The 15,058-nt window shown below is 71.1% G+C and carries 11 protein-coding genes; 8 read left to right on the top strand and 3 right to left on the bottom strand.

All coding sequences use genetic code 11. The annotated features are described in order from the left end of the window. Window positions 1-123 precede the first annotated feature (123 nt). The 7 genes from mtnA (at window position 124) to STRVI_RS39525 (ending at window position 8,817) form a co-directional block, all read left to right on the top strand. Entirely contained in the window at window positions 124-1,281 is a 1,158-nt protein-coding gene (gene mtnA / locus STRVI_RS39555; RefSeq protein WP_014061182.1) for an S-methyl-5-thioribose-1-phosphate isomerase, read from the top strand. Further along, on the top strand, window positions 1,278-1,955 hold the full coding sequence (gene mtrA / locus STRVI_RS39550; protein WP_014061181.1) for a two-component system response regulator MtrA: 678 nt from the start codon (window positions 1,278-1,280) through the stop codon (window positions 1,953-1,955). Before mtnA ends, mtrA begins: the two co-directional genes overlap by 4 nt. Before the next feature lie 64 nt (window positions 1,956-2,019). Next, window positions 2,020-3,993 carry an MtrAB system histidine kinase MtrB gene (mtrB, locus tag STRVI_RS39545; protein WP_014061180.1) on the top strand — a complete coding sequence of 658 codons (1,974 nt, stop codon included), beginning with the start codon at window positions 2,020-2,022 and terminating at the stop codon, window positions 3,991-3,993. Beyond that, on the top strand, window positions 3,983-5,860 hold the full coding sequence (locus STRVI_RS39540) for an LpqB family beta-propeller domain-containing protein (RefSeq protein ID WP_014061179.1): 1,878 nt from the start codon (window positions 3,983-3,985) through the stop codon (window positions 5,858-5,860). Before mtrB ends, STRVI_RS39540 begins: the two co-directional genes overlap by 11 nt. Window positions 5,861-5,980: 120 nt before the next feature. Continuing rightward, window positions 5,981-6,841 carry a ComF family protein gene (locus tag STRVI_RS49390; RefSeq protein WP_043241330.1) on the top strand — a complete coding sequence of 287 codons (861 nt, stop codon included), beginning with the start codon at window positions 5,981-5,983 and terminating at the stop codon, window positions 6,839-6,841. Between the two features lie 314 nt (window positions 6,842-7,155). Beyond that, on the top strand, window positions 7,156-7,845 hold the full coding sequence (gene hpf / locus STRVI_RS39530; protein ID WP_014061177.1) for a ribosome hibernation-promoting factor, HPF/YfiA family: 690 nt from the start codon (window positions 7,156-7,158) through the stop codon (window positions 7,843-7,845). Between the two features lie 222 nt (window positions 7,846-8,067). Continuing rightward, entirely contained in the window at window positions 8,068-8,817 is a 750-nt protein-coding gene (locus STRVI_RS39525) for a response regulator (protein WP_014061176.1), read from the top strand. Between the two features lie 75 nt (window positions 8,818-8,892). Here STRVI_RS39525 and STRVI_RS39520 read toward each other — a convergent pair whose 3' ends face one another. Both STRVI_RS39520 and STRVI_RS39515 read right to left on the bottom strand, forming a co-directional pair. Further along, window positions 8,893-10,077: a winged helix-turn-helix domain-containing protein gene (locus tag STRVI_RS39520; RefSeq protein WP_014061175.1), complete on the bottom strand. Its 1,185-nt coding sequence runs from the start codon at window positions 10,075-10,077 to the stop codon at window positions 8,893-8,895. 115 nt (window positions 10,078-10,192) lie between these two features. Beyond that, complete coding sequence (locus STRVI_RS39515) at window positions 10,193-10,849, bottom strand: GNAT family N-acetyltransferase (protein WP_078505567.1); 657 nt, start codon at window positions 10,847-10,849, stop codon at window positions 10,193-10,195. Between the two features lie 242 nt (window positions 10,850-11,091). On the opposite strand from STRVI_RS39515, the gene secA reads away from it, so the two are divergent. Next, window positions 11,092-13,944 carry a preprotein translocase subunit SecA gene (secA, locus tag STRVI_RS39510; protein ID WP_014061173.1) on the top strand — a complete coding sequence of 951 codons (2,853 nt, stop codon included), beginning with the start codon at window positions 11,092-11,094 and terminating at the stop codon, window positions 13,942-13,944. Window positions 13,945-14,531: 587 nt separating this feature from the next. Here secA and STRVI_RS39505 read toward each other — a convergent pair. Then, a complete protein-coding gene (locus tag STRVI_RS39505; protein ID WP_043237288.1) occupies window positions 14,532-14,876 on the bottom strand; it encodes an Rv3235 family protein in 345 nt (114 codons plus the stop codon). Window positions 14,877-15,058 lie beyond the last annotated feature (182 nt).

Here is a 15,058-nt window from a genome sequence, read left to right as displayed (position 1 = left end):
CGGCCGCGGCGTCCGCGGCGGGCGTATGCCAGCCATCGTGCCACGGTGGGTTGCGCCTCGTGCCGGTCACTGGGGGCGGTCCGGCACTTCAATAGTCGGTGGCGCACAGGGCAGACTGGGCGGATGGCTGATCAGCATCCGGTGTCCCCGGAAGGCCCCATACCTCCCACCGCCTTGGCGCTGCGCTGGGAGGAGCCCCCGGAGGGGCCCGTACTGGTACTTCTCGACCAGACCCGGCTGCCCGCCGAAGAGGTCGAGCTGGTGTGCACCGATGTGCCGGCGCTGGTGGAGGCGATCCGCTCTCTCGCCGTGCGCGGCGCCCCGCTGCTCGGCCTCGCCGGGGCATACGGGATCGCGCTTGCCGCGGCCCGGGGTTTCGATGTGGACGAGGCCGCGGAATCGCTCGCCCATGCCCGTCCCACGGCCGTCAACCTCGGCTATGGCGTTCGCCGGTCCGTCGCCGCGTATCACGGCGCGATCCGGGACGACGCGGACGACGCTCAGGCCGCCGCGGCCGCCCTCGCCGAGGCCCGGGCCCTGCATCGGGAGGATGCCGAGGCCAGCGACCGCATGGCGGCCCATGGTCAAGCGCTCCTCGACGAGCTGCTGCCTGCCGGCGGTCATCGGATCCTCACTCACTGCAACACCGGCGCCCTGGTCTCCGGGGGTGAGGGGACCGCCCTCGCCGTGGTCAAGGCGGTGCACCGGGCGGGGCAGCTGCGGCGGCTCTGGGTGGACGAGACCCGGCCCCTGCTCCAGGGGGCGCGGTTGACCGGGTACGAGGCGGCGCGCGCCGGTATGGCGTACACGCTGCTCGCGGACAACGCGGCGGGCTCGCTGTTCGCGGCCGGTGAGGTCGACGCGGTGCTGATCGGGGCGGACCGAATCGCCGCGGACGGCTCGGTGGCCAACAAGGTGGGCAGCTATCCGCTCGCGGTGCTGGCCCGCTACCACCATGTGCCGTTCGTGGTGGTCGCCCCGACCACCACGGTGGACCCGGCCACTCCCGACGGCGCCTCGATCGAGGTCGAGCAGCGCCCTGGACATGAGGTGACAGACATCACAATTCCTTACGCCCCCATCACCGGGCACGAAGCGGGCACCGGAGTGCCGGTCGCTCCGCTGGGGACACAGGCCCACAATCCGGCTTTCGACGTCACCCCACCGGAGTTGGTGACGGCGATCGTGACCGAAGACGGTGTGATCTCTCCGGTCACAGCGGACGGTATCGCCGAGCTGTGGGCCAGGTCACGATCGGGTAATGGGATGATGTCGATATGAAGGGACGCGTCCTTGTCGTCGACGACGACACCGCACTGGCAGAGATGCTTGGCATCGTGCTGCGCGGCGAAGGCTTTGAACCGTCGTTTGTGTCGGACGGCGACAAGGCTCTTGCCGCCTTCCGCGAGACCAAGCCCGATCTGGTGCTGCTCGATCTGATGCTGCCCGGCCGGGACGGCATCGAGGTCTGCCGGCTGATCCGGGCCGAGTCGGGGGTGCCGATCGTCATGCTCACGGCCAAGAGCGACACGGTCGATGTGGTGGTCGGGCTCGAGTCCGGGGCGGATGACTACATCGTCAAGCCGTTCAAGCCGAAGGAGCTGGTGGCCCGGATACGGGCCCGGCTGAGGCGTTCCGAGGAGCCGGCGCCGGAGCAGCTGGCCATAGGCGATCTGGTGATCGACGTGGCGGGGCATTCGGTGAAGCGGGACGGCCAGTCGATAGCGCTGACCCCGCTGGAGTTCGATCTTCTGGTGGCGCTGGCCCGTAAGCCGTGGCAGGTGTTCACCCGTGAGGTGCTGCTGGAGCAGGTCTGGGGCTATCGGCATGCCGCCGACACCCGGCTGGTGAATGTGCATGTGCAGCGGCTGCGGTCGAAGGTCGAGAAGGACCCGGAGCGGCCGGAGATCGTGGTGACCGTCCGCGGTGTCGGCTACAAGGCCGGGCCAAGCTGAGATGACGGGTGGTACGGCGCCGCAGCCCGGAGGACCGGGAGGCGGGGCTCCGGAGGGTGCCCGGATGGGGCGGCCCGACCCGGCGGGTGAGATACCGCTGCTGCGCAGGTTGTGGAGCGGTGGGCATCTGCTGCCCGACGGGGCGTCCGGAGGGCCGGCCCATCCGGTGATCCGGCTGTTCGGACGGTGGGTGCGCCGTCCGCTGCTGCCCGCTGCCCGGCTGTGGCGGCGGAACATCCAGCTGCGGGTGGTCGCCACCACGCTGCTGATGTCGCTCGGTGTGGTGCTGCTGCTGGGCCTGGTGGTCATCGGGCAGGTGCGCAATGGTCTGCTGGACGCCAAGCGCCATGCGGCGCAGGGGCAGGCCGTCGGCGGGTTCGAGGTGGCCGAGCAGATGGCCGACCGTAAGAGCGATTCCCGTGGCCAGGACGGGCCGGGGGCCGGTGTCGAGGACTCCGGCGCCTGGCTGAACGCGCTGGTGGAGCAGCTCTCCAGCGGGGGCAAGGGCGCGTATTCGGTGGTGGCGCTCAGCTCCGACTCCGGTGAGACGCCGTATGTGGCCAGCCGGGGGCCGCGGGCCTCCGGCGATGTCCAGCCGGACAGCGTGCCCGCCGATCTGCGCCGGAGGGTGGACGAGGGCCGGACGGCGCCGTATGAGCGATACGGAAAGATCGCGCACGCGGGCTCCGGAGACGCCGAGCCCGCGCTGATCATCGGCAAGCGGCTGGACGACAACAACGGCGACGCCTACCAGCTCTACTACCTCTTCCCGTTCACCCAGGAGGAGAAGTCGCTGAGCCTGGTCAAGGGCACCCTGGCCACGGCCGGGGTGTTCGTGGTGGTGCTGCTCGGGGCCATCGCCTGGGTGGTGGTCCGGCAGGTCGTGACGCCCGTAAGGATGGCGGCGGGGATCTCCGAGCGGCTGGCGGCCGGTCTGCTCCAGGAGCGGATGAAGGTCACCGGTGAGGACGACATCGCCCGCCTGGGAGAGTCGTTCAACAAGATGGCGCAGAACCTCCAGCTCAAGATCCAGCAACTGGAGGAGCTCTCCCGGATGCAGCGCCGCTTCGTCTCCGATGTCTCCCATGAGCTGCGCACCCCGCTGACGACCGTGAGGATGGCGGCGGACGTCATTCACGAGGCGCGTGAGGACTTCGACCCGATCACCGCGCGCTCCGCCGAGCTGCTGTGGGGCCAGGTCGACCGCTTCGAGTCGCTGCTCAGCGATCTGCTGGAGATCAGCCGGTTCGACGCGGGCGCGGCCGCGCTGGAGGCCGAGCCGATCGATCTGCGCGATGTGGTGCACCGGGTGGTGGACGGGGCCGAGCCGCTCGCCGAGGCCAAGGGCACCCGGATCCTGGTGCGGGGCGCCGAGGCGCCGGTGATCGTGGAGGCGGACACCCGCCGTGTCGAGCGGGTGCTGCGCAATCTGGTGGTCAACGCCGTGGAGCACGGTGAGGGCCGCGATGTGGTCGTGCGGCTCGCGACGGCGGGCGGTGCGGTGGCCGTCGCAGTGCGGGACTACGGCGTCGGGCTCAAGCCCGGCGAGGCGACGCGGGTGTTCAACCGCTTCTGGCGGGCCGATCCGGCCCGTGCGCGCACCACCGGCGGTACCGGTCTCGGCCTGTCGATCGCGGTGGAGGACGCGCGGCTGCACGATGGCTGGCTGCAGGCGTGGGGTGAGCCCGGCGGGGGTTCGCAGTTCCGGCTGACGCTGCCGCGTACCGCGGGCGATGTGCTGCGCGGCTCGCCGCTCCCGCTGGAGCCCGAGGACTCCCGGCGCAACCGCCGTACGGATGACGCCGGGGCTCCGTTGCCCCCGGCGGAGCGGCTGGCGGCGGTGCCCGCGCAGCCGCGGTCCGCGCTGCCCGCCGAAGCCGCGGCGCCGTCGGCCGATCCCACGGCCCTGCCCGGCAATGGGTCGCGGGTGGTGCGTGGCGCCCCGGAGACGCCGTCCGACGGGTCGCGGGGCGGCAGGGCGCCGGCCGCCCGGCCGACGACATCGAACGAAGGGGAGGGCCGCCCTCGTGGGCGCTGACCATGCCGACCGTCGCCGCTTCCGCCGCCGTGGGCGCCGCCCGGACGGCCGGGCCCTGAGCACGCCGGCGCTGCTGGCCTGTGGCGCCCTGCTGCTGTCCGGCTGTGCCTCGATGCCCGACAGCGGCGATGTGCGGCGGGTGGACTCCTCACCGCGCTCCGACGTCGATTCGCAGGTCCGGGTGTACGGGGTGAGCCCGGGCAAGGGCGAGCAGCCCGCGGAGTTGGTCTCCGGCTTCCTGGAGGCCACGACGAGCGACGAGGAGAACTTCGGCACCGCGAAGGAGTATCTGACCAAGAGCGCGGTCAGGCGGTGGCAGCCGTTCGCGGCCACCACCGTGCTGGAGCAGGCTCCGGATGTGCGGGTGGAGACGGACCCGGGCGACCGGGACGGCAGCGGTAAGACGGTCGTGCTGTCGGGCAAGCGGATCGCCGTCGTGGACGAAACGCACGCCTACAAGCCCGATGCGCAGCCGTACGAGGAGCGCATCCATCTCACGCTGAGCGGTTCGGAGTGGCGGATCGACGGGCCGCCGCGGGGGCTGATCCTCGGTGAGTCCGACTTCCAGCGCATCTACCGCTCGGTCAACAAGTACTACTTCGCCGATCTGGGCCCGGATGCCGAGGAGTCGACGGCCGGGGACAACGTGCTGGTGGCCGATCCGGTCTATGTGCGGCGCCGTATCGATCCGGTGACCGCGACCGTCAAGGCGCTGCTGGGCGGTCCCACGGAGTGGCTGCAGCCGGTGGTCAGCAGCTCCTTCCCGCGCGGTTCGGCGCTCGGGCGGAGGGACGAGCGGCTGTCGCTGGACGACTCGAACACGCTGAAGGTCCGGCTGAGCGACCGGGCGGCGCAGGTCAGCGGGGCGCGGTGTGCCCGGATGGCGGCGCAGACGCTGTTCACGGTCCAGGATCTTGGTGAGGGATCGTCCGAGGCCAGCGGTGTGCGGCTGGAGCGGCAGAACGGTTCGGAGCTGTGTGCCCTCTCCAGTGACGCGGCGCGTGCCTACGCCCCGGACGGGGTCGAGGGCCATCCGCGCCACCAGTACTTCGTGAACTCCGATCATCGGATGGTCCGGCTGTCCGACGACGAGGACCGGCCGCAGCCGGTTCCGGGGCCGTTCGGCTCCGAGGACGCGGGTCTGGGCACGGTGGCGGTCTCCCGCGACGAGCGGGACGCGGCGGGGGTCACCGCCGACGGCCAGGCGCTGTACGTCACCCAGATGGCCCCAGGCGCCGAGCGCGGCAAGGTGCGGCTGCGCAGCCAGGGCGGCAGCGTGGAGCACGGTCTGACGGCGCCGAGCTGGGATGGGCTGGGCGGTCTGTGGGTGGCCGACCGCAATCCGCAGCGGCCGAGGCTGCTGCGGCTGCGGGGCGGCACCGGAGCGGCGGACGAGGTGGCGCTGCCGCGGCTGGACGGCGGCCGGATCACGGCGCTGCGGGTCTCCGCGGACGGTTCCAGGATCGCGATGCTGGTCAAGCGGTCCGGCCACACCACGCTGCGGCTCGGCCGGATCGAGCGGCGGGGCACCGAGGCCGCCCCGAAGCTGTCGGTGGGGGCGCTGCAGGCGGTCGCGCCGAAGCTGGAGGACGTGGACACCTTCTCCTGGGCGGGCGACAGCCGGCTGGTGGTCGCGGGCCGGGAGTCGGACGGGGTGCAGCAACTGCAGTATGTGGAGACGGACGGCTCCCCGGCGAACATTCCTGAGGTGCCGGGTCCGAACGGTGTGCAGTCGATCGGCGCCTCGGAGGACCAGACCCGGCCGCTGATCGCCGAGACCAGGGAGAACGGCATCGTGCGGCTGCTGCCGAACACCGACTGGAAGACCGTGGACCAGGACGGTTCGGCTCCGGTCTACCCCGGCTAGGCGGGGCCGTAGCGGCAGCTTCTAGGCCAGGACACCGGTCGGGGGTGGCTGGTTGTCCACATGTGCGCGGTTGTCCACAGGGGGTGGCGTGTGGGCTTGGCCCCCGGGACAGTGGTGTTCATGCGGGGCTGGTGGCAGGAGATCGCCGATCTGGCGCTGCCGGCCGACTGTGCCGGATGCGGTCGGCCGGGCGGTGCGTTGTGTGAGCGTTGTCGTGGAGCGCTGCGCGGGTCCGGGGCGCGCCGGGTGGAGCCGAGCCCGGTGCCGCCGGGGCTGCCGGTGGTCCATGCGGCGGTGGATTACGTGGACGAGGCGCGGGCGGTGCTGCTCGCACACAAGGAGCGCGGAGCGCTCCGGCTGGCGCGGCCCCTGGGCGAGGCGCTGGCGGGGGCGGTGCGGGCGGCCTGTCCCGGCCCGGGGTCCGGCGCAGGGCCTGGCCCAGAGCCCGGCTCAGGGCCCGGTGCGGGGTCCCGAAGAGGGTCGGGCGCGGGATTGGACCGGGTATCCGGGCCGAGACCGGGTACTGGATCGGGAACGCGTGCCGGGGCAAGACCCGGGTACGGATCCGGGGCGAGACCCCGCGGGGGTCCGCTGCTGCTGGTGCCGGTCCCATCGGCCCGGCGTGCGGTGGGCGCCCGGGGGCATGACCCGGCCCGGCGGATCGCGCTCGCCGCGGCGGGCGTGCTGCGCGGTGGCGGGCGCCCGGCGCGGGTCCCGGCGGTGCTGCGCCAGCGGCGCCGGGTGAGCGACCAGTCGGGGCTCGACGCACGGCAGCGGCGGGCGAATGTGACGGGGGCGCTGGGGGCGGTCCCCGGCAGCGGCCGGCTGCTGGCGGCAGGCCCGGTCGTCCTAGTGGACGATCTGATGACGACGGGGGCCTCGCTCGCGGAGGCGGCGCGGGCGGTGACGGCGGCCGGTGGGCTGGTCATCGGCGCGGCCGTGGTGGCGGCCGCACCCCTGACGCGTACCAACCGGAACTGAATACGAAGCCGCATCGTTGCAGGTGGTAACCGCGGCAAAGCACCTGATCGGAGGTACGCGCCGGTAGGGGGTGCCGACTTCTGACCGGTCGAGCTATGTTCGGTTGTGAGGAAAGGCGAGTGCTATGACTCGCTCATCCGCTTGGCGTGTTTTGCCTGCATTCTGGTGAGGCTTGGAACAAACGGGATTGAGATCCTCTCCGTGGGAAGGAGGACTGAAAGCGCCAAGCCGATGGCTCCGGAGGACGCCGGAGCCAAGTGCACAAGGGATGACGCTCCGATACTGACTGGAGCCACCCGGGAACGGAGTTCTGCGTGGACATCGTCGTCAAGGGCCGTAAAACTGAGGTGCCTGAGCGGTTCCGGAAGCACGTGGCCGAGAAGCTGAAGCTGGATAAGATCCAGAAGCTCGACGGCAAGGTGATCAGCCTCGACGTCGAGGTGTCCAAGGAGCACAACCCGCGGCAGTCCGACCGCGCCGACCGAGTGGAGATCACGCTCCGCTCGCGCGGCCCGGTGATCCGGGCGGAGGCCGCCGCGGCCGATCCGTACGCGGCGCTGGACCTGGCGGCCAGCAAGCTGGAAGCACGGATGCGCAAGCAGCACGACAAGCGCCATACGCGCCGTGGAAACGGTCGCATTCCGGCCAGCGACGTGGCTGTCACCGTGCCCAACGCGGCCCGTATCAACGGGCATGGGGACATCGCCCCCCAGCGCACGACGGAGACCGTCCCCACCACCCGGATGGGCCCCCTGGAAGTCCAGGGCGAGGGCCCCCTGGTGGTACGGGAGAAGACCCACGCCGCGGCTCCGATGAGCCTCGACCAGGCTCTCTACGAGATGGAGCTGGTCGGGCACGACTTCTATTTGTTCGTCGACTCCGACACCAACCAGCCCAGCGTCGTCTACCGGCGGCATGGTTATGACTACGGGGTGATTCATCTCCAGCCGGAGGCGTTCGTCGGAGAGGCACCCGGCGGCGCCGGTGGCGCACTCGGCGGCTGACCGAGAAATTCAGCCGAATCCAGCCTGACAAGTAAGTGGTGCCCCGGAGCGCCTGTGCGCCCCCCGGGGCACCGCCGTGCGACCAAGGTAGGAACATTCCGCCGTCCGGGCATGAAATCATGGCCGGGCGGCCAACCGGTGTATCGAATGCACCGGTTGACGCCAGACCGAGTGCACCCAGGGTGCGGACCGCAAGGGCCATGGCCTTCAGGGGGAGGAACGATGGCGGACAGCTTCGGGCCCGTGTCCGACGCCGGTGAAGACCATGGCGTCGGTCCGGACGGGGGCGAGCCGCGCGGCGAACCGCGCAAGGAGCCGATTCGGGTCCTCGTCGTGGACGACCACGCGCTCTTCCGGCGTGGATTGGAGATCGTCCTGGCCCAGGAGGAGGACATCCAGGTCGTCGGCGAGGCGGGGGACGGGGCCGAGGCCGTGGACAAGGCGGCGGATCTGCTGCCGGACATCGTCCTGATGGATGTGCGGATGCCCAAGCGCGGGGGGATCGAGGCCTGCACCGCCATCAAGGAGGTGGCACCCAGCGCCAAGATCATCATGCTGACGATCAGCGATGAGGAAGCCGATCTCTACGACGCGATCAAGGCGGGTGCCACGGGCTATCTGCTGAAGGAGATCTCGACCGACGAGGTCTCGACCGCCATCCGGGCGGTGGCGGACGGCCAGTCGCAGATCAGCCCGTCGATGGCGGCCAAGCTGCTGACCGAGTTCAAGTCGATGATCCAGCGCACCGATGAGCGGCGGCTGGTGCCCGCGCCCCGGCTCACCGACCGGGAGCTGGAGGTGCTCAAGCTGGTGGCGACCGGAATGAACAACCGGGATATCGCCAAGGAGCTGTTCATCAGCGAGAACACCGTGAAGAACCACGTTCGCAACATTCTGGAGAAATTGCAGCTGCACTCCAGGATGGAGGCCGTGGTCTATGCGATGCGGGAGAAGATCCTCGAGATCAGGTGAGGGATGAGCCGGAAGCTGGGGTGAGCCGGAGCCCTGGATGAGCCGGAGCCCCGGCCGAGCGTCCGCCGGGGCGGTTCAGGCGACGGCCGCCGCGAGCGGGGCGGCGAGCTCCGGGCGGTCGACGCGCTCGACCCGTACGGAGTCACAGCCCACCCATTCGGCCGCCTCCCGCAGCGCCTGCGCCATCGGGGCCACGGCCTTCGGCGACTCCAGGGACACCTGCCGGGCGACCAGGGTCTTCCCCTCCCGGGCCGGATCGACCCGGCCCAGCAGCCGCCCGCCCGACAGCAGCGGCATGGCGAAGTAGCCGTAGATCCGCTTGGGCCTGGGCACATACGCCTCCAGCCGATGGGTGAAGCCGAAGATCCGCTCGGTGCGCGCCCGGTCCCATATGAGCGAGTCGAAGGGCGAGAGCAGCGTGGTGCGGTGCCGGCCGCGCGGCAGGGCGGCCAGCGCCTCGGGGTCCGCCCAGGCCGGCTTGTCCCAGCCCTCGACCGTCACCGGCACCAGCCCGGAGTCCGCGATCACCTCGGCCACCTGCTCGCCCTTGAGCCGGTGGTAGTCGGCGATGTCCGCCCGGGTGCCCACGCCCAGGGACTGCCCGGCCAGCCGGACCAGCCGGCGCAGACACTCCCGGTCGTCCAGGTCGTCATGGAGCAGTGCGTCCGGCACGGCGCGCTCCGCCAGGTCGTACACCCGCTTCCAGCCGCGCCGCTCGACGCACACCACCTCGCCGAACATCAGCGCCCGCTCGACCGCGATCTTCGCCGCCGACCAGTCCCACCACGGCCCGCCGTTCTTGGCCCCGCCCAGCTCCGTCGCGGTCAGCGGGCCCTCCGCGCGCAACTGCTTGACCACCGTCTCGTACACCCCGTCCGGCAGCTCGTGGTGCCAGTGCGGACGCAGGCGGTAGGCGCGGCGCCGGAAGGCGAAGTGCGGCCATTCCTCGATCGGCAGCACACAGGCGGCATGCGACCAGTACTCGAAGGCGTGGGTGCCGCTCCAATAGGCCGACTCGACGGTCTTACGGCCGACCGCGCCCAGCCGTGCGTACGGAATCAGCTCATGCGAGCGGGCCAGCACCGAGATCGTGTCGAGCTGCACCGCGCCCAGATGGCGCAGCACGCCCCGCACCCCGCCACGCCGGTCGGGGGCGCCCAGCAGCCCCTGGGCGCGCAGCGCGATCCGGCGCGCCTCGTCGGCGGAGAGCGTGGCCTCGGGTGTGCGGTCCACGGCGGACCCGGTGGCGGCGTTCGTCATGCGCGCCACCGTAGTAGCACCCGGTGACAACGCCGCCCATGCCGCCGATCACCGTCCGCATCCGCCCGACGCCCCTGCTCCGCCGCCCCGGGCCGACGGCCCCTCACGGCCTCTCTCAGACCGCTGACGGCGCCGTGGACGCCCGGCCGGACGCCTCGGGAGCCTCCGGTGCGTTGGATGCCTCCGAGGCCCTGGCGGGCAGATACGGCGTCGTAGACGGCAGCCCCCAGTCGGAGGGCAGCAGCGCGCCCCGCCAGGCGTCCCGCCGGGTCCCCTGGTGGACGATCCGGGCGCGGTCCGTCCCCTCCATCCGGAAGCCCACTCCGAGGGCGACCGCCCGCGAGCCCTCGTTCCCGGCCTCGCTGCACCATTCCAGGCGCTCCACCCCGAGCCGGGTGAACGCCCACTCGATCACGGCCCGCGCCGCCTCGTCCGTATAGCCGCGCCGACGGTGCTCCCGTACCGTCCAGTAGCCCAGCTCGGCCTGGTGCTCGGGGGTGCGCAGATGGGTCAGCCGCACCAGGCCCATGGCGCCGACGAGGGTGCCGTCACTCTTGGTGACCACCGCGAAGTCGTAGGTCACGTCGTCGCGCCAGCTCTCCGGGCAGATCCGGCCGGTGAAGTCCTCCGCGTGCGCACGCTCGTACGGGGAGGGCACCGTGGTCCATCGCTGGATGTCCGGGTCCTGACAAGCTGCGAAGACCGCGTCCGTGTCGATGGGCCGGAAGGGGCGCAGGACCAGGCGCTCGGTGGTGAGGGTGACAGGCTCCATGCGTCCCGAGTCTGCGCCGCCGTCGTCACTCACCGCGAGCGGTTTCGGCGAATTGGAGGGCACCTGGGGGACCTCTCGAGCGTTCACACAGTGAGGTGACATCCGGTCCTCGTGGTGACGGACCTCCCGGCGTGCCGGGGTCTGTCTTACGATGGCCGTTGCGGCGGGGCCTGCGCCCCTTGACAATGCCGCGCCAGCGCACCCCGACCGTGCCAGGCCCGACCGGCAAGGAGCCAGCCTACGTGTCCGTCCTCAACAAGCTCATGCGTGCAGGCGAAGGAAAGATCCTGCGCAAACTGCACCGCATCGCGGACCAGGTCAATTCCATCGAAGAGGACTTCCTGTCCCTCTCCGACGCCGAGCTGCGCGCCCTCACCGACGAGTACAAGCAGCGATACGCCGACGGTGAGAGCCTCGACGACCTGATGCCCGAAGCGTTCGCCACGGTGCGCGAGGCGGCCAAGCGGGTGCTCGGCCAGCGTCACTACGACGTCCAGCTCATGGGCGGCGCGGCGCTGCACCTCGGGTATGTCGCCGAGATGAAGACCGGTGAGGGCAAGACCCTGGTCGGCACCCTCCCGGCGTATCTGAACGCGCTGTCGGGCAAGGGCGTCCACCTCATCACGGTCAACGACTACCTGGCCGAGCGCGACTCCGAGTGGATGGGCCGGGTGCACCAGTTCCTCGGCCTGGAGGTCGGCTGCATCCTCGCCAACATGACCCCGGCGCAGCGCCGCGAGCAGTACGCGTGCGACATCACCTACGGCACCAACAACGAATTCGGCTTCGACTATCTGCGCGACAACATGGCGTGGTCGCAGGACGAGCTGGTGCAGCGCGGCCACAACTACGCGATCGTCGACGAGGTCGACTCGATCCTGGTGGACGAGGCCCGTACGCCGCTGATCATCTCCGGCCCGGCCGACCAGGCCACCAAGTGGTACGGCGACTTCGCCAAGCTGGTCACCCGGCTCAGCAGGGGCCAGGCGGCCGAGCCGCAGAAGGGCGTGGAGGAGACCGGGGACTACGAGGTCGACGAGAAGAAGCGCACCGTCGGCATCCACGAGTCCGGTGTCACCAAGGTCGAGGACTGGCTGGGGATCGACAACCTCTACGAGTCGGTCAACACCCCGCTGGTCGGCTACCTCAACAACGCGATCAAGGCCAAGGAGCTCTTCAAGAAGGACAAGGACTACGTCGTCATGGACGGCGAAGTCATGATCGTCGACGAGCACACCGGCCGTATCCTCGCGGGCCGCCGCTACAACGAGGGCATGCACCAGGCCATCGAGGCGAAGGAAGCGGTGGAGATCAAGGACGAGAACCAGACGCTCGCCACGATCACCCTGCAGAACTTCTTCCGCCTCTACGACAAGCTCTCCGGCATGACCGGTACGGCGATGACCGAGGCCGCCGAGTTCCACCAGATCTACAAGCTCGGCGTGGTCCCGATCCCGACCCACCGCCCCCTCTCCCGCATCGACCAGTCCGACCTGATCTACCGCACCGAGGTCGCGAAGTTCGACGCGGTGGTCGACGACATCGCCGAGAAGCACACCAAGGGCCAGCCGGTCCTGGTCGGCACCACCTCCGTGGAGAAGTCCGAGTACCTCTCCCAGCAGCTCGCCAAGCGCGGGGTGCCGCATGAGGTGCTCAACGCCAAGCAGCACGACCGGGAGGCGACGATCGTCGCCCAGGCCGGCCGTAAGGGCGCCGTGACCGTGGCGACCAACATGGCGGGCCGCGGTACCGACATCAAGCTCGGTGGCAACCCCGACGACCTCGCCGAGGCCGAGCTGCGCCAGCGCGGTCTGGACCCGGTGGAGCACTCCGAGGAGTGGGCCGCCGCGCTGCCCGCCGCCCTGGAGAAGGCCGAGGCCGCGGTCAAGGCCGAGTTCGAAGAGGTCAAGGAGCTCGGCGGGCTGTATGTGCTGGGCACCGAGCGCCATGAGTCGCGCCGGATCGACAACCAGCTCCGCGGCCGCTCCGGCCGTCAGGGCGACCCCGGCGAGTCCCGCTTCTACCTCTCGCTCGGCGACGATCTGATGCGGCTGTTCAAGGCGCAGATGGTCGAGCGCGTCATGGCGATGGCGAACGTCCCGGACGACGTCCCGATCGAGAACAAGATGGTCACGCGGGCCATCGCCTCCGCCCAGTCGCAGGTCGAGCAGCAGAACTTCGAGACCCGTAAGAACGTCCTGAAGTACGACGAGGTCCTGAACCGGCAGCGTGAGGTCATCTACGGCGAGCGCCGCCGCGTCCTGGAGGGCGAGAACCTGCAGGACCAGGTCGGCCACTTCATGGACGACACCATCGAAGCCTATGTGCGGGCGGAGACGGTCGAGGGCTTCGCCGAGGAATGGGACATGGACCGGCTGTGGAGCGCCTTCAAGCAGCTCTACCCGGTCAGCGCGACCATCGAGGAGCTGGAGGAGGCGGCCGGCGACCGCGCCGGGATCACCGCCGAGTTCATCGAAGAGTCCATCAGGGACGACATCCACCAGCAGTACGAAGCGCGTGAGGAGCAGCTCGGCTCCGAGATCATGCGTGAGCTGGAGCGGCGGGTCGTGCTCTCCGTCCTGGACCGCAAGTGGCGCGAGCACCTCTACGAGATGGACTACCTCCAGGAGGGCATCGGGCTGCGCGCGATGGCCCAGAAGGACCCGCTGGTCGAGTACCAGCGCGAGGGCTTCGACATGTTCCAGGCCATGATGGAGGGCATCAAGGAGGAGTCCGTCGGCTATCTGTTCAACCTGGAGGTCCAGGTCGAGCAGCAGGTCGAGGAGGTTCCGGTCGAGGCGGCGGAGGAGAAGGTCGCCCTCGCGAAGGATGTGGAGGACGTGGTGCCGGCGGGCGCGCCCGCCGCGCCGGCCGCGGGCTCCTCGGGCCGCCCCGAGATCCGCGCCAAGGGCCTGGAGGCCCCGCAGCGGCCGGACCGGCTGCATTTCTCCGCCCCGACGGTGGACGGTGAGGGCGGCGTCGTCGAGGGCGACTTCCCCAACGGTGAGACGCCGCCGGCGCCTCGGTCGGAGGCGGATGGGATGACGCGGGCGGAGCGGCGTAAGGCGCAGAAGGGGCGGCGCCGCAAGAAGTAGTCCGGCGGGGCTTTGGTTTGACGGGCCGGGGTGCCGCGCGAGAGCGCGGCGCCCCGGCCCTTCGCGTTGTGGTTGTGGTTGTGGCCTATGGGGTGTCCGGCGGGTCTTTCCCCTACCCGCCCCTTCCCGCAACCGGGGCCCGGCCCCGGCCCCCGCCGGGGCTCCGCCCCAGGACCCCGGCCGGGGCTTCGCCCCAGACCCCGCTCCTCAAGCGCCGGAGGGGCTGGATTAGCCCCCCGCACCTTCCCGCAACCAGGGCTTGGTCCCGGCTCCGGGTCGGGGCTTCGCCCCTGGGCGCCGTTTCTCAAGCGCGGGAGGGGCTGGGGTTGGCTCCCCGCTCCTCCCTGAAACCGGGGCCTGGTCCCGGCTCCGGGTCGGGGCTCCGCCCCTGGGCGCCGTTCCTCAAGCGGCGGAGGGGCTGGATTGGCTCGCCGCCCCTGGACCACGGGGCCTGGGGCGAAGCCCCGGTTTCGGGAAGGCGCCCTGGGCACCGGGGTCTGGGACGGAGCCCCGCCATGCGGCCCAGCCGCATCGATGCTGCGGGAGGGGCGGGGAGGGGCGGGGCGGGGAGCAGCCTGCCGCAGGTGTCACGATCCGTCGGATACCGCCTGGGCGAGTGGGCCGAGGTCGATGGCGGCGCAGCGCCAGCGGGCGTCGGCGCCGAGCTCCAGCCGGAACGCGAGCGCGCTGAGCCGGTCTCCGGAGGCGATCCGGGCGAATGCCTCGATGACCCCGTGCCGGGGCTGGTACTCGCCACAGCGCCGTACGACGGGCGCTGTGGCACGTCCTGCGACGGGGCGCAGCGGGGCGCGCGGGGCGAGTTCGATCAGGCGGTCGTAGGCGGCCGGGAGGGCGTGCCCGAGGAGGGTGTGTACGGGGCGCTGACCGCTGAGGGTGAGTACCAGCCGGTTGGCGAACCAGTAGCGCGGCAACCGGTCCCGCTGCCGACACGCCGCTGCGGCTGCCGCACTGCGCGATACGGCCGCGGCGCGGGATGCGGTGGGGGTGTGGGGCGGGGTCGTGGCGGGCGGCGATACGGCCGCAGTGCGCGATACGGCGGCGGCACGGGTGACGGTGAGGGGCGTGGGCGTTGTGGGGGGTGTGGTGGTGGGCC

It is taken from the genome of Streptomyces violaceusniger Tu 4113 (assembly GCF_000147815.2).
GTDB classification, from domain to species: Bacteria; Actinomycetota; Actinomycetes; order Streptomycetales; family Streptomycetaceae; genus Streptomyces; species Streptomyces violaceusniger_A.
The sequence above is the reverse complement of the archived record's forward strand: the minus strand, read 5'-3'. Positions and strand labels throughout refer to the sequence as shown.